The organism is Paenibacillus sp. FW101-FHT12H11 (genome assembly GCF_058790355.1).
Genome location: NZ_JBYTCO010000013.1, coordinates 188,765 through 213,176 on the forward strand (window position 1 = coordinate 188,765; position 24,412 = coordinate 213,176).

General features: G+C 46.4%; 22 protein-coding genes and 1 pseudogene. 10 read left to right on the forward strand and 13 right to left on the reverse strand.

Features of this window, described 5'->3' with window-relative positions; genetic code table 11:
* Positions 1-73 precede the first annotated feature (73 nt).
* From AC3WTJ_RS34090 to AC3WTJ_RS34105, 4 genes are read left to right on the forward strand one after another with little or no spacing between them, the layout of a single operon-like run.
* The gene (locus AC3WTJ_RS34090; protein WP_492525813.1) at positions 74-1,597 is read left to right on the forward strand and encodes an ABC transporter substrate-binding protein; all 1,524 of its coding nucleotides are present in this window, start codon (positions 74-76) and stop codon (positions 1,595-1,597) included.
* Positions 1,598-1,656: 59 nt separating this feature from the next.
* On the forward strand, positions 1,657-2,604 hold the full coding sequence (locus AC3WTJ_RS34095) for a carbohydrate ABC transporter permease (protein ID WP_492525815.1): 948 nt from the start codon (positions 1,657-1,659) through the stop codon (positions 2,602-2,604).
* Between the two features lie 5 nt (positions 2,605-2,609).
* The gene (locus AC3WTJ_RS34100) at positions 2,610-3,461 is read left to right on the forward strand and encodes a carbohydrate ABC transporter permease (RefSeq protein WP_492525817.1); all 852 of its coding nucleotides are present in this window, start codon (positions 2,610-2,612) and stop codon (positions 3,459-3,461) included.
* A 47-nt stretch (positions 3,462-3,508) separates the two neighbouring features.
* Positions 3,509-4,972: a sulfatase family protein gene (locus AC3WTJ_RS34105; RefSeq protein WP_492525819.1), complete on the forward strand. Its 1,464-nt coding sequence runs from the start codon at positions 3,509-3,511 to the stop codon at positions 4,970-4,972.
* 67 nt (positions 4,973-5,039) lie between these two features.
* Here the strand turns inward: AC3WTJ_RS34105 and AC3WTJ_RS34110 are convergent, their stop codons facing one another.
* The 13 genes and pseudogenes from AC3WTJ_RS34110 to nikC form a co-directional block, all read right to left on the reverse strand.
* Positions 5,040-6,119, reverse strand: coding sequence for a stalk domain-containing protein (locus AC3WTJ_RS34110; RefSeq protein ID WP_492525821.1), 1,080 nt, complete (start codon positions 6,117-6,119; stop codon positions 5,040-5,042).
* A 198-nt stretch (positions 6,120-6,317) separates the two neighbouring features.
* Positions 6,318-7,241: pseudogene (locus tag AC3WTJ_RS34115) on the reverse strand (S8 family peptidase).
* A gap of 190 nt (positions 7,242-7,431) precedes the next feature.
* Entirely contained in the window at positions 7,432-7,605 is a 174-nt protein-coding gene (locus AC3WTJ_RS34120) for a hypothetical protein (RefSeq protein ID WP_492525887.1), read from the reverse strand.
* On the reverse strand, positions 7,574-7,723 hold the full coding sequence (locus tag AC3WTJ_RS34125; protein WP_492525823.1) for a PCYCGC motif-containing (lipo)protein: 150 nt from the start codon (positions 7,721-7,723) through the stop codon (positions 7,574-7,576). The genes AC3WTJ_RS34120 and AC3WTJ_RS34125 overlap by 32 nt, the downstream gene beginning before the upstream one ends.
* Before the next feature lie 31 nt (positions 7,724-7,754).
* Entirely contained in the window at positions 7,755-8,513 is a 759-nt protein-coding gene (locus AC3WTJ_RS34130) for a hypothetical protein (protein ID WP_492525825.1), read from the reverse strand.
* Positions 8,514-8,958: 445 nt separating this feature from the next.
* On the reverse strand, positions 8,959-9,864 hold the full coding sequence (locus AC3WTJ_RS34135) for a DMT family transporter (protein WP_492525827.1): 906 nt from the start codon (positions 9,862-9,864) through the stop codon (positions 8,959-8,961).
* A 15-nt stretch (positions 9,865-9,879) separates the two neighbouring features.
* Entirely contained in the window at positions 9,880-11,193 is a 1,314-nt protein-coding gene (locus AC3WTJ_RS34140) for a sodium:solute symporter family transporter (RefSeq protein ID WP_492525829.1), read from the reverse strand.
* 2 nt (positions 11,194-11,195) lie between these two features.
* Positions 11,196-11,894, reverse strand: a complete 699-nt coding sequence (locus tag AC3WTJ_RS34145) for a response regulator transcription factor (protein WP_315955869.1) — start codon at positions 11,892-11,894, stop codon at positions 11,196-11,198.
* Between the two features lie 12 nt (positions 11,895-11,906).
* Positions 11,907-12,662, reverse strand: coding sequence for a sensor histidine kinase (locus tag AC3WTJ_RS34150; protein WP_492525831.1), 756 nt, complete (start codon positions 12,660-12,662; stop codon positions 11,907-11,909).
* A gap of 77 nt (positions 12,663-12,739) precedes the next feature.
* A complete protein-coding gene (locus tag AC3WTJ_RS34155) occupies positions 12,740-13,747 on the reverse strand; it encodes an ABC transporter ATP-binding protein (RefSeq protein WP_492525833.1) in 1,008 nt (335 codons plus the stop codon).
* Complete coding sequence (locus AC3WTJ_RS34160; protein WP_492525835.1) at positions 13,744-14,775, reverse strand: ABC transporter ATP-binding protein; 1,032 nt, start codon at positions 14,773-14,775, stop codon at positions 13,744-13,746. Before AC3WTJ_RS34160 ends, AC3WTJ_RS34155 begins: the two co-directional genes overlap by 4 nt.
* 14 nt (positions 14,776-14,789) lie before the next feature.
* On the reverse strand, positions 14,790-15,710 hold the full coding sequence (locus AC3WTJ_RS34165) for an ABC transporter permease (RefSeq protein ID WP_127457365.1): 921 nt from the start codon (positions 15,708-15,710) through the stop codon (positions 14,790-14,792).
* A gap of 60 nt (positions 15,711-15,770) precedes the next feature.
* Entirely contained in the window at positions 15,771-16,670 is a 900-nt protein-coding gene (gene nikC, locus AC3WTJ_RS34170) for a nickel transporter permease (RefSeq protein ID WP_127457364.1), read from the reverse strand.
* A gap of 192 nt (positions 16,671-16,862) precedes the next feature.
* On the opposite strand from nikC, the gene AC3WTJ_RS34175 reads away from it, so the two are divergent.
* The 6 genes from AC3WTJ_RS34175 to AC3WTJ_RS34200 all read left to right on the forward strand — a co-directional run bounded on the left by AC3WTJ_RS34175 (position 16,863) and on the right by AC3WTJ_RS34200 (position 24,368).
* Entirely contained in the window at positions 16,863-18,089 is a 1,227-nt protein-coding gene (locus tag AC3WTJ_RS34175; protein ID WP_492525838.1) for an amidohydrolase, read from the forward strand.
* Entirely contained in the window at positions 18,086-19,570 is a 1,485-nt protein-coding gene (locus AC3WTJ_RS34180) for an amidohydrolase family protein (RefSeq protein WP_492525840.1), read from the forward strand. Before AC3WTJ_RS34175 ends, AC3WTJ_RS34180 begins: the two co-directional genes overlap by 4 nt.
* A gap of 39 nt (positions 19,571-19,609) precedes the next feature.
* Positions 19,610-20,836 carry an amidohydrolase family protein gene (locus tag AC3WTJ_RS34185; protein WP_492525842.1) on the forward strand — a complete coding sequence of 409 codons (1,227 nt, stop codon included), beginning with the start codon at positions 19,610-19,612 and terminating at the stop codon, positions 20,834-20,836.
* Positions 20,814-21,149: an RICIN domain-containing protein gene (locus tag AC3WTJ_RS34190; protein ID WP_492525844.1), complete on the forward strand. Its 336-nt coding sequence runs from the start codon at positions 20,814-20,816 to the stop codon at positions 21,147-21,149. The genes AC3WTJ_RS34185 and AC3WTJ_RS34190 overlap by 23 nt, the downstream gene beginning before the upstream one ends.
* Positions 21,150-21,490: 341 nt before the next feature.
* Positions 21,491-23,059: a glutathione ABC transporter substrate-binding protein gene (locus AC3WTJ_RS34195; protein ID WP_492525846.1), complete on the forward strand. Its 1,569-nt coding sequence runs from the start codon at positions 21,491-21,493 to the stop codon at positions 23,057-23,059.
* A gap of 10 nt (positions 23,060-23,069) precedes the next feature.
* Positions 23,070-24,368 (forward strand): purine/pyrimidine permease, encoded by a 1,299-nt coding sequence (locus AC3WTJ_RS34200; RefSeq protein WP_492525848.1) that lies wholly within the window; start codon positions 23,070-23,072, stop codon positions 24,366-24,368.
* Positions 24,369-24,412: the final 44 nt, after the last annotated feature.

A 24,412-nucleotide genomic window follows, 5' to 3' on the forward strand; every position in this document is an offset into this window, starting at 1 on the left:
TATTCACATTAAGGAGAGCGTTTTCATAATTTCTCTGGGTAAAAAATAGTTAATGATGGGGAGGTTATTATTCTTGAAGCAATTAACCCGCCACACCTTGTACTCTACCGCAGCTGTCATGCTGATGATACCGCTTGCGGCATGCACGTCATCAGGCTCGGCCGGGGAGCCCAAACAACCAACCACTACAGAGCAGACCGCGAAGCCAGCCGAATCGTCGAGTGGAGCACAGCAGCAAGTCACGCTTCGTGTTATGGATTGGAGCGATAGTACAAAGGCAATTCGTGAGGATTTCCACAAGAAGTTCATGGAGAAATACCCCAACATCAAGATTGAATACACACAGCTGACGATTGACCAATTCAAAAATACGATTTTGGCCGCCGTCAAATCGGACGATGCGCCTGACCTGTTCCCGGTTCCGACAGGTATGAAGATCGCCACACTCGTCAAGGACGGATGGTACCAGCCACTTGATCCATATATCGATGATAGTTTCAAAAACATGTTTGTCGACGGTACGTTTCTGGAGGGGACGACAATGGTTGGAGGCAAAATATACTCCACGCCAGAAGCGTTATCTCTGCCAGGCACACTGGTGTTTTACAACAAGAAGTTATTTAGTGAAGCGGGGCTCGATCCGGCCAATCCCCCGAAAACATATCGTGAATTTCGTGAGGCAGCCCAGAAAATAACGAAAGCGGGAAAAGGGAAATATTACGGAATTATAGAAGGAGGCAAGCAGACTAACCGCTGGTTATCTACCGTTCAGGATTGGTCCTCGCTCGGCGGAAGCGGCTTGAATGCGAATTCCCCGATAAGTCTCGTCACTAAAAAAACGACCTATGATTCAAAACCGGTCATTGATGTATTCGATTTATTCAAGGGCATGACGCTCGATGGAAGCTATCATCCGAAAACGTTGAGCCTTACCGCACCAGAGGCAAGAGCGCTATTTGCCCAAGGGCAGGCTGGATTCATCGTCCAAGGGGCTTGGAATATCGGTGTTTGGAACAAGGATAACCCGGATCTCGATTATGGTGTCATGCCGCCACCTGTTCCGGACAGTGGAAGGAAGGGATCGATTCCGATGACCAATTCAGGGGCATGGCTCGGTCTGTCCGCCAAGTCCAAGCATCAGAAAGAAGCGGTTCTCTACTTGAAGGAATATTATGCAAGCGATTGGTTTCAACCGAAGAAGGTTGAGTCAGGCGATTCGTTCTCGCCGATCAAAGGGGTTAACGAGAAGTATGCAAAAGCTGTACAGCTAAAACAGTACTATGACATCTGTATGGAATACGGACGCATCATTCCCGACCCGGCTATTTTGAACGGGGCAGCTGCCGATGTTTTTGCCGAGTTCAAGGACGTACATCCGAATCTGGGTGAGCTGCTCGCAGGGGTTGTAGCAGGTGCAGTGAAGGATGAGCCGAACAAGCTGAGTGATCTTTCCAAGCAGTTGGATAAAGCTTGGACGTCGGCTATCGATGCGGCACAGAAAAAGGGAGCCAAGATCGAAGCCAAGGACTTCGAGTTCGCGAACTGGGATGCTATGAAAAATTATAGTATTGACGACTACAAGTCGTTGAATAAGTAAAGGAAGCACGGCAGGGAAATTCTGCTTCATCCTGGGGTTGACGGCGAAGGAGGATGTTTATGATAATGCCCACAGCGGGAGTTGCTGTACCGACCACACGTAAGCGAAAGGCTCTACGCTATAGAATAAATCTGTGGTGCTGGCTGTTTATCGCACCTAATTTGATCTTATATATGATGTTCATCGGTTGGCCGATCATGATTGGTTGGTACTACTCACTCCTCGATTGGTCAGGGCTTAGCGCAAAGACGTTCGTCGGTTTACAAAACTTCAAGGAAGTAATGACGGACACTTATTTCTGGGGGGCATACGCAAACAGCTTCAAGTTTATGTTGGGAGCGGTCCCGCTTCAGATGGTCATATCCCTCTTGATCGCCGTCATGCTGAACAACCCCAAGTTACGTTTTGCTAGCGGCTATCGGACACTTGTCTTTCTACCCGTAGTAACGACGGCATCTATCATAGGGATTATTATGGTATACATTTGGGGGGCAGACGGTGCTGTCAATTTTCTACTGATGAAGCTGCATCTTATTGAGGAGCCCATCAATTGGCTAACGGACGCCAAGTGGGCCATGTCCACAGTCGTTATTATTTATATTTGGAAAAATCTCGGTATCAATATGGTCTACTGGTTGGCCGGCTTGCAGAGTGTGCCACGCGAGTTATACGAGGCTGCACGCGTGGATGGTGCGAATCATATGAGGACGTTCTTTCATATAACGCTCCCCCTTATCATACCGATAGGTGCGGTCATTTTGCTGCTTAATATAGCCGGTGCCCTTAAGGTGTTCGATTTGATTAAAACGATGACGGACGGCGGCCCGTTTTTTGCTACCGATGTTGTTTCAACATATATATACCGTTACGCTTTTTCAAGCGAACTCGGACTGCCGAGACTTGGCTATGCTTCTGCTGCGGGCATGTTCTTTGCCTTGACTATTGTTGTTATTGCTGTCGTTCAGACAATGATTAGCCGTAGATTTAAGAAGTCAGGGGAGGAGTAACCAGGATGAGTGACACTAATGCAAAGCGGATATGGCAGCCTGCCGCGCAATTTTGCCTTCATGCAGTTCTTGTTTGCCTGGCATTCATGTGGGTATATCCGTTTCTTTGGATGATTTCGGCGTCATTCAAATCGAAGGATGATTTTTTTACCAAGGGTTTAAGTTTGATCCCATCCTCCATTGACGTTTCGAACTTCTCAAGGGCATGGAAAGAAGGGCATTTTGAGCAATATTTCATGAACTCGATTGTGATCGTCCTCTTCGTCACCGTAATTGTTCTATTCGTTACTGCTACATGCGGTTACGCGCTCGGCCGTTATGCGTTTATCGGTAAGAAAGCAATTGTAGCTCTGTTTGCAGCGAGTATCTTTGTACCGCTAGAGTTTGCGATTATTCCAATCTTTGAGTTGATCAAAAATCTCGGATTAATGAATTCGCTCGCTGGTGTCATCTTAGCCGAATCCGGGGGCAGTCACCTTGTATTTGTTCTGTTATTCGCTGGATTCTTCCGCCAAATTCCGAAGGAGCTGGAAGATTCGGCGATCATTGACGGCAGTAGCTTTATCCGGACTTTCACACAAATCATGCTGCCGCTCGCCAAACCGATTGTTGGGAGCGCGATTATTATGCAGTTTATTTGGACTTGGAACTCCTTCTTGCTGCCGTTGATTCTTACCTTGAGCAATCCCGCAATCCGGCCGCTTGCCGTGGGCTTGTATGCGCTGCGAGGTGAGAACATTGTGGATTGGACTGGAATTGCAGCGGGAGGTACGATCGCAATCGTTCCGATTATTGTCATATTCTTGTTTCTGCAGCGTTATTTTGTTGACGGGATTGCTGGCGCCGTTAAAGGTTAAGCAGCTCAAGAGTGAGATAAAATCATATGACAAGGAGAGTTAAAAAGATGAGAATATTATTGCTTGATTTGGACTCCACCAGACCCGATCATTTAGGGTGCTACGGTTACGAGCGAAATACTTCACCCAACATTGACAAAATTGCTGAGGAAGGCGTCAGATTTTCGAATTACTATACGTCGGACGCACCCTGCTTTCCTTCACGGACAGCGCTCATGACCGGACGATTTGGCATTCATAACGGAGTTGTTGGACACGGCGGCACAGCTGCTGACGTTCGGCATGAAGGAGAGGACCGCCAGTTCCGCAGCCGCTTAACGAGCGAATGTTTCCCTGCCTTATTTCGCTCCGCCGGTATGAAAACGGCTCTCATCAGCCCTTTCGGCGAAAGACATTCCGCTTGGACATTTTATGCCGGGTTTAACGAGATCCATAATACTGGAAAAGGCGGTATGGAGTCCGCCGAGGAAGTAACTCCCGTCGTAATGAATTGGATTCAGCAAAATGCGAAGCAAGATGATTGGTTCCTGTACGTCAATTATTGGGATCCACATACCCCGTACCGAGCACCGGAGGAGTTCGGTAATCCGTTCGCCGATGACCCTCTGCCCGAGTGGATTACGGATGAGGTACTGAAGGAACATACGACACGTAAGGTTGGCCCGCATAGCGCCCGTGAGATCAGCATGTTTGATAATAAAACGAATCCGAAATTCCCGCGCCACCCGGGAGATTTCACGGACCGTGAGGGATTGCGCCGTGTCATCGACGGTTATGACTGCGGCATCCGCCATATGGACGATCATATCGGCATGTTATTTCGTGAGTTGGAGCGACAGGGTGTGATGGAAGACCTCGCTGTGATCATTACGGCCGACCATGGCGAGAATATGGGGGAACTCGGGATCTACGGCGAACATGGAACCGCCGATCAAGGCACCTGCCGAATTCCAATGATTATCCGCTGGCCGGGCATGATGAAGAATCATTTGGATGAAGGTCTGCATTATCATCTGGATATTTTGCCGACGATAGCCGAGCTGCTGGGCAAGTCAGCGGCTCCGTCTTGGGACGGCACCAGCTATGCTGCGGCATTGCAGACAGGTGAAGCCTGCGGTAGGGACTATTTGGTGGTGTCCCAATGCGCGCATGTCTGCCAGCGCAGTGTACGCTTCGGCGATTATTTATACGTGCGAACCTACCATGACGGCTATCATTTGTTTGATAAGGAAATGCTCTTCAATCTGAAGGAAGATCCGCATGAACAGCACAATCTTGCACAGGCTGAGAGGAGTCTATGCAAAGATGCGGTGTACTACCTGAATGAATGGCATGACGAGATGATGGACTCGATGGAGTTTGATAACGATCCGCTATGGACGGTTATGAAGGAAGGTGGACCTTACCACGCCAAGGGACATCTGCAAGGTTACGTCAACTGGTTGGAACAGACGGGGAGAGCGTATGCGATTCCTGAGCTTAAGCGCCGGCATCCGGCGGAGTTCATGTAGGATGGAAAAAGAGGCTTACCCCTTGTCATTTATATGACTTTGGGGCAGCCTCTTTTTATCAAAATGATTATCTTCTAGCGTTGAAACCGACAAAAGCTTTCGTATTGAAATCGAACACGGCTGTCAACGGTCCAAGAAGCTCGTCTTGATCTGTGTTGTAAGTAACCGTCACGAAATTGCCGTTAGCAGCTTGAACTTCAGCGAGCAATTTCTTTTGCTCATCTGTGGAAGCAAATACGCCTGCTTCTTTAGCAGAAACGATTTGAACAGCAGCTTCGTCTTGTTTCGTTGTAATATGAGACACTTGCTCTTTTACTTGCGCCCACGCCAAGTTGCGGTACTCTTGAGCTGCCTCTGGCGACATTTTCGGAGTGCCGATTACAGGGGATTGAGCTTGAACAACGAGCAAGTAAACTGGGCTTTGAGGAGGAAGGCTCTTAGTCTCCATCGGACCGTAGTAAGCTTTAACTTTCGTGCCGGCTTTCAAATCTTCCCAATTCACGGATTCGCCTTGAGATGTCATAACGCGAGTTTCTTTACCTGCGTTCAGTACCAAACCATCGAATTGAACTTGCCAGCCGTCATCTGTATGTTTGACTTCTTTAATGGCATCTTCTTTGACCAAGCGGTCTGCATAAACGTTAATGTTTACTGCTTGAGCTTGACCTGGGTAGCTCATCGCCATCGCTGGTCCGAATCCGGCATCAATTTGAGTTCCGACCTTCAGATCGGCTGCAGTTAACGTTTTACCGTCTAAGCCTTTGATAACAGTGGATGAATCTACGTTTAAAATGACCCAAGTGCTGCCAAGCAGCTCGATGCGGGCACTACCGTCTTCTTTCGCTTGCACGCTTACAACGACACCGGTTGCACGCATCAAGTCAGCCGCTTCGTCGAGCTCGATTTCTTTGTTAGCTTCGTCATATTTTACAGTATATCCAAGCTGAGTTGCAGCATCGCGTACTGGGAGATAGGCTTTTCCATCGATGTAAACAGGTGTAAGTGCGCTGTCTTGTCCATTAACAACAATTTTTACATCCTTTTGCAGGTAACCTGTTACTTTCTCCACGATTCCTTCAGCCCCGACTGCCGCCGTTGTACCTAGGATCCCAGCCAAAGTTAATAGTACAGTTAGTTTCTTTTTCATATGATAAAGCTCCTTCCGGTTTTTGAAAAGTAGGTTTATTTATGTCGACAATTCATCAAACGGAAGTCGGTTCGAAAAGGTTGCAGTTGTCCTGAAAATTGTTTGATTAGTCCAGTAATACGTTTTCCAAGAGGTGATCTCGCCCTAGCTACTTGAGGGGATATTTAAGCTTTTTTTCGAATTCGTATCCTTCATTTGTTACCGGTATAATTGAGTCATTTTAATGGCTGAATTAGCATCTACTATATGAATCTTTTCTTTTCCCACACTTAGTACAGTTCTTGATGATTCAAGTAAAATGTGTTTAACTTCGCTTGATGTTAGACTTACATTATAAGAAGCAATAATAGCACAAATTGATGTTACTATTGGAGTAGCTGCGGATGACCCACTGAAGTATTTAATCGAATCAGTTTGAGAAAATCCTGTAGTTAATAAGTCTTCTCCAGGAGCACTAATATTGAAGCTTTCATAATTTGTATTAACACCTGTTTCACCATTTTTTTTTAATGTCGAAACAGCTATTAAGTCAGGAAATGCAGCAGGGTAAACATTTTTTTTGCTATTATCATTTCCAGCTGCTGCAACAATAACGGTACCTTTAGATAAAGCATTTCAAACACTTAATTCTAATACAGGGGTTGATTCAATAGCTCCTTGACTGATATTTATTATTTTCGCTTCTTTTTGAACTGCTAGATCTATAGCTTGGGCAAGCTGTTCTGAAGACATGCCTACAGAACTACCTACTTGAATTGACAATAGTTTCGCATCTGGCAAAAGTCCTTGTGGAGTTGTACGCCCGTTGCCTCTTCCTATAATTAAACCGGCAACGCGCGTACCGTGATCTTGGTTTGCACTTTTAGATAAATTGTCAAAAATGATTTGGTCAATATTATTTTTATTTAAATATTTATTTCCCGTGTAAATGCCGCTGTCAATAATAGCGATTAGTGGTAAATTACTTCCGCTCCGAGGAAAGATACGCTTACCATTTATAGTATTGATTACTCCACTTGATTTGGATGAATCGACAACGTTGTGAGTTTTAGAATAAAAAAAATAAATACTAAAAGTGAGGCATAGAAATATGCTAACCTTTACAATTAAATTTTTTTTCACTTATCTACCTTCTTTTAAACATGAAAATAATGCTAATAGTTAAAAATATTAATGCTCCTATCCAGCCAATTAAAGGAGAATAGGCGACCAAGCTTTTCCCGAAAATTGCAAATAACATACATATTATTGCTACGGCTATTGTTAAAATAATTGATGGTATCTTTTTCAATATTATCAGCTCTCCTACAGTTTATTGTTGTGATGTGTTGGAATATTTATCATCAATTTCCTTGATTATCGTCCTATCATCAATACCTCTATTTTTTTGTTGTCCTATAAAATTTGCTTCTTGTATACACTCAAAACAATTTTCACCATGTAAAGAAGTAAAGTCAATCATATAATGACCGATGACCGTTTGCATCTGTAATCATACATCCGCAATAACATCCGACTTTTTGGAAAACATCTTTAAATTGCCTAGCATAGCCATAAGCTTCTATGACTTTTGGATTCTTACTATTCAGTTGGCTAGCACTCAAAACAGGCTACTATTTTTATCTTTAGCTAGAACTATTTAGAGCATTGTCCAGAACAGTATCCAACAACTGAACCAGCCGCGATGTCTGCTCCCAGTAAGCAAACCAAACATCCAGCTCCTGCAGTTGCAGCGCATGCAACCCCACATAAAATAGAAAGTGTTGTTATAGCCCATGCCGCTATACCTTGTGATGCGAGACAGTCATTTAAACAAGACCAATAACCTTGTGGAAGTACAGTAGTACTTGATAATGATTGTTTTTCACCTGTAGATGTAATTACACTTCCAGATACAATTTTCCCTTCTTCGGTTAAAAGTGTATCGAAAACAGACAAATTGTTTTTCAAAACAATAGAACGAATTTGTTTTTGATCATTCTTCAATCCAAGAATTAAATAATCTTCGAGCACGGAACCCTTCCCGTCAAATGTTAGAACATAGTGGCTATCTTTTTCTGCATTACCGCTGATAGGGTAATATACAAAATAAACATTCGAATTATTTTGTTGTACTTTCATAATATGTCTTTTAGTTTCGTCTAAAGATAATGCTTCTGAATATTCAAGAAGTTTCGAGGAAACTTTTGGTAGTTTATCGGCATCTTTTATCCATTGGTCCAAATTAAGACTTTCAGCATCTTTTTCCGTGATTCTACTAAAGACAGGATTAGACGTCTCAGATGCTGCATCAACTTTTGAATAATAAGATAACATACCTGTTGCTGTGATAATCACAGCTAGGAATATTGCAATATAATTTTTGAAACTAAACATTTTTTTTGCGAATTTCAATTGATTTTCCTCCTAATTTAACTTTTATTTATTTGAAAGCTGGCCAGCTTATCAAAACATAAAGATATTGGTAATTCTACTTATATTTATAACATTTATATTACCATTAAAAGTATTTTTTGAATTAATTTTCTATTTTTAAAAGTATAGCACAATAATAGCACTAATAGTTTGAGGAAAATGTCATATTATAGGAGTTTTTATTGGGGAAATATTAATTAATGGTAAAGTTTCAAATTTTTATGTTTTAAGTATTTTCTTGGTTTTTTTAGTTTTTCCTCTAATTTAACTCTGGATTTGAGTATGTCTTCCATAAGAAAATACGGGTAGTCTTCACTCAAACCAGAGCAATTCGTTTTTCTGGCGGAAAAACGGAGTTCCTTATAAGGGAACTCCGTTTATAACATTACGAATATAGATGATATACGACAGCAGCTATTTCTTGCTAAATATGCGTCTTAGAATTGTGCGAAAGCACCCTCTGAGACTTCCTTTTAGAAAAAGTCAAAGATGCCAACGTAACGCCACCCACGATGAACACGGAACCAAGCATTTGCCGGGAAGTAACGAGCTGGCCGAGAACAAGATAGCCAACAATCATCGCAACAAACGGTTCCAGGTTCGAGAACATGGATGCCTTCGCTGCGCCAACCTTTTGCAGCTGGCTGTTCCAAACGAGGGTGACGATGCCGTGCATCAGGATAGCCGTGACAATGAGCAAGATCCATGCCCATGCTTCATGGCTGATGTTCCAGCCAGTCCCGCCCGCGAGCACAATCGGTACCATCGTGCCGAATCCAACCAGGGTCGAATACACGGTGATGATGATAGGCGGCAGCCTGCGAGCCAACAGACGTACTAAGACAATGGAGATGGCAAACGTAATCATCGTAATAAAAATCCATAGGTGACCGATATGAAACGCCAATCGGGAGCCGTTGAAAACAACGAGAAATATACCCAAGATGGCCATTAACGAGCCAACCAGCATGCTTATCGATAAAGTTTCTTTTAAAAATAGGGCTGCCAAAAGGGCTGTCGTAATGGGGGTTAGCGCGAGAATAAGCGCCGAGGTGGTCGAGTCGGCCGTTTCTAAACCTTGATAAAATGACCACTGGTTAATAAACACACCGATGATGCCTAGCAGGATCAGCAGCTTCCACTCCTGTTTGCTAATGGGAAGGAAGCGGTGCCAGATCCATGTATAGCCAACTAGAAACAAGGATATGAAGAGCAAGCGAGTCATGGCAATAAATAAGGGGGAGAATTGTTGGACAAGGATGTTGCCAAAGACAAAGTTGCTCCCCCAAACGGTCACGCAAAAGATTAACAACAAGTAGGAACGAAGCATGTAAGTGAATTCCTCTCAATGATTTCCCAGGTGTTTCTTCATAAACTTAGCGCACCAATACAAGATCACGAGCAGGCTCGATACCATCATACTAACCCAGACGGCTTCTAAATTTCCTAGTGTATATCGGCTTAAATAGCCCGCGACCAGTCCGATCAATGCGCAGAGCGGGATGAAATTGTCCACTTTGCCTTTGCTGAAAACGATGAACAGAAGAGGGACAATGAGTGCCGCGTAGATGATGCCAAAGAAAAAGAGCAGATCCAGAAGTGTAGGGGTATAAAAATAAGTAAGCGCAAACGACAGAATGCCGATCGCTATCGCCAACATATATCCCATGCGCATCTTCTGTTTCTCATTAGCGTCAGGCTTCAGGAGTGGATACACGTTGCCCGCAATGAGACTGATCATGGAATGCAGACCTGCCCCGAAAGCGGAGGTCACAGCGCCGAATGAACAGAGAACGAACAAAACCAACAGGAAGATGGTATCAATCTTACGGATAAGATCAAACAGGAGCGAATAAATGTTATTAAAACTGCCTGTAAAGATGACAACCATGATTAACGAAGAAAAAGCAAGCGGAACGGTTGCCCAGATGAGGCCGGAGAGCAGGAAGGTAGGCACGATTTTTTTGCCTTCGATCATGTACAGACGCTGCCACGTTGCTTGGTCGACGAAAATTTGCCCGAAGCCGATTAATAGGCCTGTGCACATAAAAAATAAGCCTTCATGATTGTTCAGCACAAGCAAATAAGGATGGTAGAGGCGAATGCCTTGATAGACGTTTTCAACCCCTTTGGCAATGAAGAAATAAAGCGGGATCAAGATCGCTGCGGCAAACATCAGGATGACTTGAACGAACGCCAAGCGCTGGATAAGCGCCATGCCGCCAAAGCCGACATAGATCACGCAAAGCAGGAAAAAACAAAGCATGCCGATCGAAATCGGAACTCCCAGCAGAATGTTAACAAGCACGCCGGCAGCCATTCCTTGGGTAAACAAGCCCTCAATGCTGGTGATAAGCAGAATCACAATCATCATCCAATAGCCGACGCCGTGCAGTTTATTTTGGAAAAAATCCCCAATGGTCAAGCCGTCGCCGTACTCTCTACGCACCTTTTTTCCCAGCCATCCAAAAGCCATTAGCGCGATAGCTCCCATTAACGCATAGCCAATTCCACCAAAGATGCCGTATTTGACGAGTGCTTCGGGAGAAGCAAAGATGGTAATTCCGGTTACCCATCTGGCTAAGATCGCTATGACCCCGAGGCCGATGCCAATCTTGGCTGCTCCCTGCGCATATTCACGAAATGATTGGTACTGCAAGATTATTTCTCCTTCTCGCGAAATTCTTTCGGTGTTTGGTTGGTGCTTTTGCGGAAAATGGTGCAGAAGTAATGCTGGCTGTTAAAGCCGCTTTTCTCGGATACGGTAGAAATACTCCACTCGGGATGGGCGATGAGATACTTTTTAGAAATCTGGATGCGGTACTGCATCAAGTATTCAGAGAACGACACACCAACCTCGTCATGGAAACGCCGGCTTAGATAGGTTGGGTTAATATGAACCTCGGCAGCAAGGTCGGCAAGCGCGAGCTTCTCCGCATATTTTTCATGGATAATAGTAAGCGCGTCATGAATGACATGGGAGTACTTGGATTGCGGCATTTTGTTGCGGTATTTGCTTAGAATATCCACTAATTCGCTTTGAATGACCGGTTTGGTCATATAATCCACTACGCCTAGTCGGATGGACTGTTTGGCATAATGGAAGTTTTGGTAAGCGGTGACGATAATGAATTCCATATCCTGATTGTGCTGACGCAGCTCTTCGCCAAGCTCCAGCCCTGATTTGCCTGGTAAATTGATATCCAGAAAAGCCAGATGAATTTTCACCTTTTGGCTGACGGCGGCAGCCTGGCTGCTATCGGATGCTTTGTACAAATTCCAATAAGGAAAAAGCGGATGAATCAGATACTCAAGCTGCTCCAGCTCAAGGGGCTCGTCATCCACGAGTAATACGTTCATTAAGTCACCTCTTTATAAGTTAGGTTCTAGGATGAAAGGCCATTTGACCTGCACTTTCGTGCCTGTCTCCGGGATCGATTGAATCTGCAAGCTGGCGTGATCGTTGAAGTAGAGATGCAGACGGCGTCTGATGTTATCCAAGCCATGGCCGCTTTTCTCCTCGATGGCTGCTTCCACTTGCTCCATCGTGCCATTATCGAAGACCGTAAGGTTAGCCATTTCTTGCTCGAGGAAAAAATGGATGTCCAGGTTCACGGCGCCAATTTTCCTCTCCAGCCCATGCTTAAACGCATTCTCAACGATGGTTTGCAAAACAAAAGGAGGGATATAGGCTTCCTGAATGTCTTCCTCACACGTTAGCGTGACCGTAAGGCGAGCGCCGAAACGCAGCTTTTGAATCTCGATGTAATACTCTGTGTAACGAATCTCCTCCCGAAGGGGGATGACAGGTTCCGTGGTTTTATATTTAAACTTAAGGAATTGGGAGAAAACCTCAAGGGCTCTGACCAACTCTTCCGTCCGTTCCAATCGCGCCAGGGTTAGAATCACATTCAACGAATTGAATAAAAAATGGGGCTGAATTTGCTGATTCAATTGGTTGTAAAGAGATTGCTGAAGCTCCTTTTCCAGCTCGATCTTTTTTGTTTTGTTTTCCAAGAGATCGATGCGCTTCTCGAAAACGAACAAAAATAATAAAGTAATAGCTCCAATAATTGGAGCTAGAATAAACAATAAAATGAGTAAGGTAAAACCCTCAAAGCTAAGCATGAGATCCCTTCTGCATACGTTTTAATATATGGTTTCTCTACCAGTTTAAATTATTCGTCATGATAAAGCGAATGAAGTCAATAATTACCTGAAGCAATCAAGTGGCAAGCGACTTGATGTCCTTCACTAGTGTAGCGCAGCTCGGGCTCTTGCGATTTGCACGCTTCGACGGCGAACGGGCAGCGTGTATGAAAGCGGCATCCTTGCGGCGGATTGATGGGAGAGGGAACATCACCGGTCAACAGGATGCGCTCCTTCTTTTCCTTCTGATTGGGTACAGGAATGGCGGAAAGGAGTGCTTTGGTATAAGGATGCTGCGGGTTATCGAAAAGCGATCTTTTATCAGCGATTTCTACGATTTTGCCCAGATACATGACCATCACCCGATCGGAGATGTGGCGTACTACGCCTAGATCATGAGAGATAAACAGATAAGTCAGTTTATACTGTTTCTGCAGCTTCTTCAAGAGGTTCAGTACTTGTGCCTGAATCGACACATCCAGGGCGGATACGGCTTCATCGCAGATGATCAGCTTCGGCTCCACAGCGAGTGCGCGCGCAATGCCGATACGTTGGCGTTGGCCACCGCTGAATTCATGCGGGTACCGATCAATATGGTCCGGCCGTAACCCGACGTTGTCGAGCAATTCTTTAATACGTTCTGTCCGCTTTTCCTTCGGAATGACGTCTTGTATGGCCAGCGCTTCGCCGAGAATTTGGCGGACGGTTTGCCTTGGATTCAGCGACGCGAAAGGATCTTGGAAAATGACTTGCATGTCCTTGCGCAGCTTTCTGAGTTCTCCTTTATTCAGGCCGAGGACATCTTTATCCTGAAAACGAATATCTCCTCCGGTGGGTTCATCCAGGCGCAACAAGGCTCGTCCTGTGGTTGATTTGCCACAGCCTGATTCACCTACAATGCTCAGCGTTTCACCCTCATAGATGCTAAAGCTGATGTCGTCCACAGCTTTTACATGGTTGACGGTTCGTCCCAAGATGCCGCCTTTAATCGGAAAGTATTGTTTCAAATGGTTGATTTCAACTAAAACGTTTTTCTCCACGTCACGTTCCACAGGTATGGTCATTGGATGGAATCCCCCGCTTTCCTATGCGCATCAGGCTGTGCGTCCCATTCTGGTGTATACATCCAGCAGCGAACCTGACTGTCGTTGCCGACATCGGTTAGCTCCGGCATCGTTGTCTGACATAACTCTCTGGCGTGAGGACAACGAGGAGCAAAACGGCATCCCTCCGGCATGTTGTACGGACTTGGGACACTTCCTTTGATTGCTTGCAGCTCTTCTTGGTCTTGGTCCGCGCGAGGCAGAGAGTTAAGTAACCCGATGGTGTAAGGATGTTTTGGATTGGCAAACAATTCGCTGGCATCGGTATATTCGACGATTTTGCCGGCATACATGACAGCGACGCGGTCACATGTTTCCGAAACGACGCCCAGATCATGCGTGATCATGATGATACTCATGCCCAGCTGTTTTTGCAGCAGCTTCATTAAATCGAGAATTTGGGCTTGAATCGTAACATCAAGGGCGGTTGTCGGCTCATCCGCAATCAGTATTTCCGGGTTGCAGGCCATCGCCATCGCGATCATCACGCGCTGCCGCATGCCTCCGCTCAGTTCATAGGGCTCTTGTTTGGCGCGTTTCTCCGGGGACGGAATGCCGACAAGACGCAGCATGTCGACGGCTTTCTCCCAAGCTTCTTTTCGGCTCATCTTCTGGTGATGGCGAAACACTTCCGCTATTTGTTCCCCAACTGTATACACGGGATTTAATGAAGTCATGGGCTCTTGGAAAATCATTGAAATTTCGTTGCCTCGGATGGCACCCATTTCTTTATCCGTTTTCTTCAATAAATCTTGCCCTTTGAACAGGATTTCCCCGTTAAGGATGCGTCCGGGAGGACTTGCGATCAGTCTAAGGATGGAAAGCGATGTGATACTTTTCCCGCAGCCCGATTCGCCTACAAGCCCGAGTGTTTCCCCTTTGTGGAGTGTAAAGTCAATCCCGTCAACAGCTCGGCTTACGCCTTCATGGGTAAAGAAATGTGTCTGAAGATTGCTTACTTCCAGAACCTTTTCTTGTTGTTTAAGCATCTCATTCCCTCCTTTTAATCCAGCTCGATACGTTTGTTGAAGTTGCGATACAGTACGTCGACTGCAAGGTTGACCAAGACGAAAATCATGGACGCGACCAGTACGCCGCCTTGAACCACAGGCAGGTCACGCATACGGATGGCATCTACAATCAGCCGTCCAAGTCCGTTGATAGCAAAGACAGACTCTACTAATACCGTACCGCCGAGCAGTACGCCGAATTGTAGACCAACCACGGTAATGACAGGGATTAGCGCGTTCTTCAGGGCGTGCTTATAGATAATAATGCGTAATTTCAAACCTTTGGCTTTGGCTGTTCGAATATAATCCTGGCGAATGACATCCAGCATGGTTGAGCGCGTCATCCGGGCGACAATGGCGGCACCTGAAGCACCAAGTGTGATCGCCGGGAGCACAACATGTTTCCAAGTTCCCCAACCTGCGACAGGAAAGATGTGCATTTTCACGGAGAAAAAGTAAATCAACGAGAGCCCGAGGCAGAAGCTGGGCAAAGATACACCGAGCAAAGCGATGATCATGATCGTAATATCCGATACCGTATATTGCTTCGTTGCGGATATGATGCCGGCAAGCATCCCCAAAACAATGGTGATGAAAATACTGGCCACAGCAAGTTCAATAGTGATAGGCAAACGAATCATGATTTCTTTAAAAACAGGCAGATTGGAACGCAGAGAGGTCCCGAAATCTCCTTGAACCACGTCAAAGACGTATTGGACATATTGAATAAATAATGGCTGATCCAGCCCCAATTGATGCCGAATGCGTTCTACGGTCTCAGCGGAAGCCCCTTCTCCTGCAAGCAGAACGGCCGGATCGCCCGGTACGAGCTGCATAATCAGGAACACGACTAGAATGACGCCGAGCAGTACCGGGATCATCTGGAGCAGCCGGCGAATGATGTATACGAACATGGATATCCCCCTTAAAGTCTTCCTTTAGGAAGACTATCTTCGAAAACATACGCTTAAAGACTACTGTTTCATTCTTGGATCCAGAGCGTCTCTGAGCCCGTCTCCAAATACGTTAAAACCAATAACTAATGTAGAGATTGCTAGTCCCGGAAATAAAGCCAAATAAGGGACTGTGAATAAAAAGTCGCGGCCATTGCTCAGCATGGCACCCCACTCCGGCAAAGGCGGTTGAGCGCCTAGTCCCAAGAAAGACAAGCCTGCGGCAGAGAGGATAGCCGTTGCGAGCCTTAGAGTCGCTTGAACGATAATCGGAGACAGGATGTTCGGGAAAATGTGCACGAAGATGATCCGCATATCGCTGGCCCCTAATGAGCGAATGGCGTCGATGTATTCCAATTTTTTAACCGACAAGGTCGAACCGCGGACGATCCGGGCGAACATCGGAATGGAAAATACGCCAATGGCGATCATGACATTGATTAGACTGGGGCCTAAGGCGCTTACGATGGCGAGGGCGAGCAAAATACCCGGGAAAGCAAGCAAAACGTCAATCACACGCATGATGATCGTATCCACCCATTTTCCGTAATAGCCGGCAAATAACCCGAGAACGATTCCGAAGAAGGCTCCGATAAATACGGCTACGAACCCTACAGAGAGTGAGAGGCGCGTCCCGACAATCAACCGGCTAAGCACGTCGCGACCCTTATCGTCCGTCCCCATCCAATGTTCGACTGAGGGAGGTTTTAGTTTGTTCACTAAATCAATATGATAGGGATCGTACGGTGCTAGCAGCGGAGCGAAGATTGCGACAAGGAAGTAAAAAAGAATCACGTACCCACCCAACATCGCTAACTTATTTTTCCGAAGCTTTAAATAAAATGTTCTCCACTTGCCAGGGCGAGCGGAGAGAGCCTGTTTTGGTAGCGCTTGCTTTTGTCCAGCATATTCAACATTCATCTAGCAGTCCTCCTTTGTTTAATTAAAGTTATCAGAAAACAAGGCGAAGTAAATAAGCTTTGGGCAACTCGTAAAGATACCTTAAATAGAAGTAAAGATTGTGAAAATAAAACACAGAATATTCTTTATAATTGAGGGAGTACGAGCAAATCACACCGAATTTTGGGAAAAGGAAGGAAGGGTGAGCAATTCGTGAGTTCATCTTATTGGTTAACCAATGTTCGTCTGGAGAGCGGCTATTTGTATGAAAATGGCGTGATCTCCGGGACAGAAACAGAAATCTGCCATCTGCGTATAGAGGGCGGTGTCATCCATGAAATCGTTACAGCGGATAAACCGCTAGAAACAGATCTTCCGAAGCAAGACGGAAAGAACCTGCTGTTGTTGCCATCATTTATTGAAAAACATGTTCATTTGGATAAGACGTTAATTGGGGATACGTGGCGTGCAGTCACCCCTGTAGCTAATATCATGGGACGCTTCGAAGTAGAGAAACGGATTCTTCCTTCACTGCCGACTTCGACCAAGGAGCGAGCAGAAAATTTGTTGGCTACGTTATTAAGTGCAGGTTCGACTGAAGTGCGGACGCATGTGGATATCTATCCGGAAGCAGGATTGCATAACTTGGAAGCCGTGCAGAAGGCGTTGGACACATATGAGGGGAAACTTTCTTATGAAATAGTAGCTTTTCCACAGCATGGCTTATTGCGATCCGGGTCCAAAGAGCTGGTTAGAGCAGCCCTTCGTGAAGGCGCTACGCTGATTGGCGGCGTCGATCCCGCCATGGTGGACGGGGACGTTGAAGCTTCTTTGCAGCAAATGATGGAGTTGGCTGTTGAGGCGAATGCGGGCGTCGATTTGCATCTGCACGATCCGGATTATTTGGGCACTTTTACCATGAGACGGTTGGCAGCGCTTACGATGGAAGCGGGTTTGCAAGGAAGAGTGGCAATCAGCCACGCTTTCGCTCTTGGCGAAGTGCCTGCCGGTGAAGCGGCGGAATTATCCGCTATTTTAGCCGAGGCCGGCATTACGATCATCACAAGCGCGCCCCACAGCAGAACGCTGCCGCCGGTACCGCTTTTGCATGAGAAAGGGGTAGCTGTCGCGGCAGGCTGCGATAATATTTTTGACACATGGCAGCCTTTCGGGAACGGGGACATTTTGGAACGGGCAGGCCGTTTAGCCGAACGCTTCCGTTGGATTGACGAATATTCCTTGTCGCAATCGCTCGGTTTCATTACCGGTGGAAAGACGCCGCTGGATCGAGACGGCAAACGCGCATGGCCTAATGTCGGAGATGAGGCTAGCGTGGTTCTAGTGGAGGCTACTTCCACGGCGGAGGCTGTCGCGAGAAGAGCTGAACGCAAGGCTGTCTTCTACCGCGGGACTTTGGTGGCAGGAGGACTCCAGCCATGATCGATTTATTACTCGTACATGGCGTTGTTATTACCATGGATCAAGATCGTCGCATTCTTGAGAATGGGGCTGTCGCGATTCATGATGGGAGAATTCTGGAAGTTGCTGACACCGAGCAATTACTGGCGAAGTATGAGGCGAAGAAAACGATCGATTGCAATCATCACTGTGTCCTGCCTGGATTGATCGATGTCCATGGTCACGGCGGCCATTCCATGTTCAAGACAATCGCCATGGACAATATCAGTTTCTGGATGCCGATCATGACGCATACGTATAAGCACTTTGTAACGGATGACTTCTGGTATTACGAAGGTAAGCTGAACGCGCTTGAACGTTTAAAAGCAGGGATCACGACAGGCGCCTGTGTGCTTGGTTCGATGCCTCGCTCCGACGATCCGATCTTTGCGCTTAATCATGCCAAAGCTTACTCCGAAGTTGGCATTCGGGAGATCGTCTGTACGGGTCCTTGCAATCCGCCGTGGCCGCATTCGTTCAGCCGCTGGGTGGATGGGAAGCGGGTAACCAGAGAAGTGACTTACGAAGAAGTGCTGCAAGGTGCCGAGTCGGTCATTGAAGCTTTGCATCACGCGCACGACGATCATATTCGTGCTTTCATCACGCCTTTTGTGATCGTTACTTCCGTGAACCCGTCAGCCCCGACGCCGCCGGATCAGTTATATGGCTTAACGGATCATGACCGATATCAAGCGAAAAAGATTCGCGAGATCGCCCGAAAATATAACACGCGGATTCACTCGGATGCCTTCGGAGGCATGATTCACCTGGCGATTCAAGATAAAGAAAACGCTTTGCTTGGACCCGATGTGCATCTGCAGCATTGCCGCGGTATTTCGTTTGATGAAGCGCGAATTTTGGCTGAAACAGGAACCAATGTGAGCTCAGCGCCAGGATTCGGACAAGTGAATGCGCGAACGCCCATTACGGAACTGATGGAGATGGGCGCAACGGTGGCGATTTCCACGGACGGTACCTCCCCGGCAGCCAGCTTCGATATGTTTCAAGCGATGCGCAAGACGCAGATGATTCATCAGGCAGCGCTCAAAGATTACTATTATTTGCCGGCCGGCAAGCTGCTTGAGATGGTGACCATTGATGCCGCCCGCTGTGTAGGCTGGGATGATGAACTAGGCTCGCTCGAAGCTGGGAAAAAAGCGGATGTGATTACGGTCAACATGCGCCAGCCGCATTTGACACCTGAGTATATGTATGTGCACCGTTTGGTCCATCAGGCCGTGGGGAGCGACGTAGACAACGTTATCGTGAATGGGAAAATCGTGATGGAAGATCGCAAAGTGCTCACCGTTGACGAATTCTCGGCACTTGATGAAGCGAATGAAGAAGCGAAGCGGACGATTGAGCGCGCAGGGCTGCAGAAATATATGGAACCGACCAAATACTTCTGGGGTCACACCAGAGCTTATGTGGATGAGAAACGTTTTGATCCTGAGTTGCTGTAAGAGATTACAAATTTGACAGGGAGAAAGGGTGTAACCAACATGAGTATGACAACGGCTTATTGGCTAACTAACGTTTGTTTGGAGAGCGGCTATCGCTATGAAAATGGAAGAATTGCAGGCACAGAAACGGAGATTTGCCACCTCCTTATTGAAGATGGGAAGATTGCGCAAATCGTGTCTGCTGACGCAAGCTTAGACAGCGATCTGCCTAAGCAAGACGCGAAGAGGCTGCTTCTGCTTCCAGCGTTCCGCGATATGCATATTCACATCGATAAAACGTATTACGGAGGGCCGTGGAAAGCTTGTTCCCCGCCCGTGAACATTTTTACTCGTTTAAAGGAAGAAGAGACGCTGCTTACAGAGCTGCTCCCAACTGCCAGGGCACGAGCGGAAGCGATGCTTGGACTGCTGCTGAAAAACGGCACGACCCACGTCCGCAGCCATTGCAACATCGATCCCTATATTGGCTTGAAAAATCTTGAAGCCACTCTGCAAGCTTTTGAAACTTATTCGGGCAAGCTGTCTGGCGAAATTGTAGCCTTCCCGCAGCACGGGCTGCTGCGCAGCAACGTTGTGGAGATGGCGCGCGAGGCGCTGCGAATGGGAGCGACATCCATGGGTGGCGTAGACCCGGCCTCGGTCGATCAGAACATTGAGAAATCGCTGAATACGATTATGGAATTGGCTGTAGAGGCAGATGCTGACGTGGATGTTCACATTCATGATCCGGGTCATTTAGGTATCTTCACTTTCAAAAGGCTTGCCGCACTGACCGAGGAAGCGGGTTGGCAGGGGCGCGTAACCGTCAGCCATGCGCTAGGTTTTGCTGACGTTCCGGTCGAGCTGCAAAGCGAAGTGGCCGAGTTGTTTGCTCAGCTGGGCATCGCGATCACCTCGACCGTGCCAATTAACCGAGCGACGATACCGATTCCGCTGCTCAAGCAAAAAGGCGTATCCATCTCCTTAGGCGACGATAGCATCACAGATCATTGGTCCCCATTCGGCCAAGGAGACAGTTTGGAAAGAGTCGGACGTCTGGCGGAGCGATTCCGCTGGAGTGATGAGCGCTCGCTAGCGCAGGCGCTCGGCTTTATTACAGGCGACAAGCTTCCGCTTTCTGCGGATGGCACCCGCGTCTGGCCAGCTGTTGGCGACGAAGCAAGCGCGGTGCTTGTTCACGCGAGTTGTTCGGCGGAAGCGGTAGCGCGGAGAGCCGAGCGTCAAGCGGTGCTGTATCGCGGGAATGTCGTTTCCGGTTCCTTGTAATCACCAAAGGCATAGTTTTCTCTCATTCGGGAGAGGGCTATGCCTTTTTTTTGTTGTAGGCAGCGGATATTTACTGGATGTTAGCGGAGTATCTTCCTATGATGGGGCCAATGTCATTCAATGGCCAGACAATAACGGGTGGAACCAGCAGTGGGAAATTATCGCAACCGGCGAAAATGATCCGGTGAAAATTAAAAACCGAGGCAGCGGCAAATTGTTGGATATGTCGGGACAATCCACATCCGATGGAGGGCAAGCCATTCAATGGTATGATAATGGCGGCCACAATCAGCACTGGTATTTATTATCATAAGCTAAATAAAACCGTCAAGGAGAGATGAACTTGACGGTTTTATTATTTATTCAATGAAAAGAAGTAAAGATTATATAAATACAAGTAAAGATTGTGAAACTAAATAATCTGAAAATTATTTATTATCTAAATAAGAAGGCCATTCATTCGTAAAGGGGATTTTGCATGAAAGATACTATGTTAGCGCTTTCCTGGTTGTAGCTTGTTTGCATATTAAAAATAGTAAAGATATTGTAAATAGACGTAAAGAATGTGCAATGTTCTAAAGCTATTTTTTTCTATAATGCTAATAAGCCATTTTAAAGTAGTAGATAAACGATAGAAATAGGAGGGTTTATACAATGAAAAGAAAACTTATTCTCGGCGGCTTTCTTGCGATATCCCTTGTAGGTATGTCCGTGTTGGCCGGATGCTCCTCTTCACCAGATTCGACAACAGATAGCGGAAAAGCCGCGGAAGCTTCCCAAGCGGGCGGTACGCTGACCATCGCAAGAAAAGCGGACGCGAACAACCTGGATCCGCAATTTATTACAAACATTCCTTCAGCGAACTACATTTATGGTAAAGTCTACGAAGGCCTGCTCATGACAGATAAAAATATGGAGTACAAGCCTTCTCTGGCATCAGAATGGAAACAGGTCGATGACTTAACTTGGGAGTTCAAGCTGCGTCAGGGTGTGAAGTTCCACGATGGCACGCCGTTCACGGCAGATGCGGTTAAGAAGACAATGGAGCGTGCTTTGGATCCAAAGGTCAATTCGCCAAGAGCAAGCAATTTCTCCATGGTCAAAGAAGTGAAGGTTGTGGACGACTATACTGTTCAATTCATTTTGTCTTATCCGTATGCTCCTATTCTGTCTATTCTGGCTAGCACCGAAGGCAGTATCCTTAGCCCGAAAGCCATTGCGGAACAAGCGGACAAGCTTTCCAAAAATCCGATTGGAACAGGTCCATTCAAATTCCAGTCTTGGACGCCAGGACAAGAGATGGTTCTTGTCAAAAATGATACCTACTGGGGCGAGATTCCGAAAGTAGATAAGGTTGTTTATAAAGTAGTTCCAGAGGATACTACGCGTGTCGCCATGGTGGAATCCGGCGAAGTTCAGATTAGCGATCAATTGCCTGTAACCGAATTAGACCGCGTGAAAAATTCTTCTTCCATGACGCTGGCTCGCACCGAAGGGCTTGGGGTAGAATACATCGGCTTTAATACGAAGAAAAAACCGTTCGATGACCCGCGCGTTCGTCAAGCATTCTCCTATGCCATTGAAAAGGACTCCATAATCAAAGGCGTTTATAATGGTGTGGGCAGCAAAGCGATCTCGGCTCTTTCTCCTAAGATGATCGGATTTAATGCTAATTTGGCCGAATATACGTACAACATCAACAAGGCGAAAGAATTGCTTGCCGAGGCTGGTTTTCCAAATGGATTTAAAACATCGATTGTGACAGATGATAGAAAAGAGCGCATCAACCTGGCGGAAGTGGTTCAATCTCAGTTGAAAGGGATTGGCATCGACCTCGAAATCAAAGTGATGGAGTATGGTGCTTACCTGGATATTACCGGTAAAGGCGAACACAATCTGTTTATCGGCGGTTGGGGCAATGCGACAGGGGATGCGGATTACAATCAGTATAATGTGTTTCACAGCTCTTCCCATGGAAGCAAAGGCAATCTGGCATTCTACACCAACCCGGAAGTGGATAAGCTGATTGAAGACGGCCGTCGTGAGAAAGATGTGGAGAAACGGAAAGAGATTTACGCCAAAGTACAAGATATCGAGATGAAAGACAGTCCGTTAATTCCAATTCGCACTATTGATCATGTAGCCGTAACAGCTAAAAATGTCAAAGGATTCTCGTTGAGTCCAATCGGATATCTGATGTTAAACGATGTTACCGTAAAGTAAGGGAGGTACAATGGAAACACAAAATCGCCGGTTCTACGGCAGCTTAAGCACATTTCAATGGTTTATTTTCCTGCTGGCCAATTCTGTCGCACTGCCTATCGTCATCGGTGGCATTTTTCACTTATCGATAGAGGAAGTTTCGGCGTTGATGCAGAGAACATTTTTGGTCGTTGGCTTGAGTTCTTTCATCCAAGGATGGTTAGGGCATCGGTATCCGATCGCGGACGGTCCCGCAGGTTCATGGGTCAGTGTGTTTGTGATTTTAGCAGACGTAGCAGTCAGACAGGGGCAAAGCTTGAAGGAAACGCTGCAAATTTTGGAGGGTGGATTCCTTATTGCGGGTCTACTCCTCCTAATCCTTGGCTTGAGCGGATATTTCCACCGATTGCTGTTCCTGTTCACCCCTCTGGTTACCGGTTCTTTTCTTTTGATCTTAGCGCTTCAACTTAGCGGTGTTTTTATGAAAGGAATGATCGCGTTACAAGGAGAATCATCCTTGCCCGATTATGGAACTGCAGCTATATCGTTTGGCGTTTTTATTCTCGTCATCCTTCTTTCGGTCAAAGGAAAAGGTTGGATCAAAAACTATGCCGTGCTGATCGGAATCTTATCCGGGTGGCTGCTATATACGCTGCTCGGTAAAAGTTCGGCTTCCGTTCATACGAACGAATCTTGGGTTAAGCTGCCGGAGTTGTTCGCATGGGGAAATCCGCATTTTAATGCCGGAATCGTGATCACGGCCATTCTGTTTACGTTTATTTTAGTTTCCAATACGATCGCTGCAGTTTCGGCTGTCAGCCAAGTAGTACCGGAAGCTCCGGGGAAGTTAAAAGAAACCTTGAATCGCGGCGGAATAGCCGGTGGAATTTCTCACTTCTTGTGTGCTGTATTCTCGACAATTGGCGTCGTCCCCTTACCGGTGTCCGCGGGCTTTATTCGACTAACCGAACAAACCCGGGTTCGCCCGTTTCTTGTGGCTTGTTTGGCCTTGTCGGGGATATCCCTGGTTCCGGTTATCGTTAATTTCTTGGCGCTGCTCCCAGGACCGATCGCTACCGCGGCCTTACTGGCATCATTTGTTCAAATGATCGGAATTGCCTTTCAGTCGATTCTAAAGGAAACACTGGATCAACGCCGATTGACGATTCTGGGCATTACGCTGCTGATTAGCATTGGACTTATGTTTCTTCCGTCAACAGCATTCCAAGGGCTTCCATCGATCTTGCAATATGTATTCAGCAATGGACTGCTTGTAGGCACGATGATTGTGATTTTGCTTGAACAACTATGGAAAGCCGATAAAGCATAAGCATCTATCTATAACAATTGTCGCTATCTCGCCTCACAGCTGGA

Excerpts from the sequence above, each read along its gene's own strand:
- AC3WTJ_RS34095 (WP_492525815.1), top strand. The coding sequence starts at position 1,657 with ATGATAATGCCCACAGCGGGAGTTGCTGTACCGACCACACGTAAGCGA.
- AC3WTJ_RS34100 (WP_492525817.1), top strand. The coding sequence starts at position 2,610 with ATGAGTGACACTAATGCAAAGCGGATATGGCAGCCTGCCGCGCAATTT.
- AC3WTJ_RS34105 (WP_492525819.1), top strand. The coding sequence starts at position 3,509 with ATGAGAATATTATTGCTTGATTTGGACTCCACCAGACCCGATCATTTA.
- AC3WTJ_RS34110 (WP_492525821.1), bottom strand. The coding sequence starts at position 6,119 with ATGAAAAAGAAACTAACTGTACTATTAACTTTGGCTGGGATCCTAGGT.
- AC3WTJ_RS34120 (WP_492525887.1), bottom strand. The coding sequence starts at position 7,605 with ATGCAAACGGTCATCGGTCATTATATGATTGACTTTACTTCTTTACAT.
- AC3WTJ_RS34135 (WP_492525827.1), bottom strand. The coding sequence starts at position 9,864 with ATGCTTCGTTCCTACTTGTTGTTAATCTTTTGCGTGACCGTTTGGGGG.
- AC3WTJ_RS34145 (WP_315955869.1), bottom strand. The coding sequence starts at position 11,894 with ATGAACGTATTACTCGTGGATGACGAGCCCCTTGAGCTGGAGCAGCTT.
- AC3WTJ_RS34150 (WP_492525831.1), bottom strand. The coding sequence starts at position 12,662 with ATGCTTAGCTTTGAGGGTTTTACCTTACTCATTTTATTGTTTATTCTA.
- AC3WTJ_RS34155 (WP_492525833.1), bottom strand. The coding sequence starts at position 13,747 with ATGACCATACCTGTGGAACGTGACGTGGAGAAAAACGTTTTAGTTGAA.
- AC3WTJ_RS34160 (WP_492525835.1), bottom strand. The coding sequence starts at position 14,775 with ATGCTTAAACAACAAGAAAAGGTTCTGGAAGTAAGCAATCTTCAGACA.
- AC3WTJ_RS34165 (WP_127457365.1), bottom strand. The coding sequence starts at position 15,710 with ATGTTCGTATACATCATTCGCCGGCTGCTCCAGATGATCCCGGTACTG.
- nikC (WP_127457364.1), bottom strand. The coding sequence starts at position 16,670 with ATGAATGTTGAATATGCTGGACAAAAGCAAGCGCTACCAAAACAGGCT.
- AC3WTJ_RS34180 (WP_492525840.1), top strand. The coding sequence starts at position 18,086 with ATGATCGATTTATTACTCGTACATGGCGTTGTTATTACCATGGATCAA.
- AC3WTJ_RS34185 (WP_492525842.1), top strand. The coding sequence starts at position 19,610 with ATGAGTATGACAACGGCTTATTGGCTAACTAACGTTTGTTTGGAGAGC.
- AC3WTJ_RS34190 (WP_492525844.1), top strand. The coding sequence starts at position 20,814 with ATGTCGTTTCCGGTTCCTTGTAATCACCAAAGGCATAGTTTTCTCTCA.
- AC3WTJ_RS34195 (WP_492525846.1), top strand. The coding sequence starts at position 21,491 with ATGAAAAGAAAACTTATTCTCGGCGGCTTTCTTGCGATATCCCTTGTA.
- AC3WTJ_RS34200 (WP_492525848.1), top strand. The coding sequence starts at position 23,070 with ATGGAAACACAAAATCGCCGGTTCTACGGCAGCTTAAGCACATTTCAA.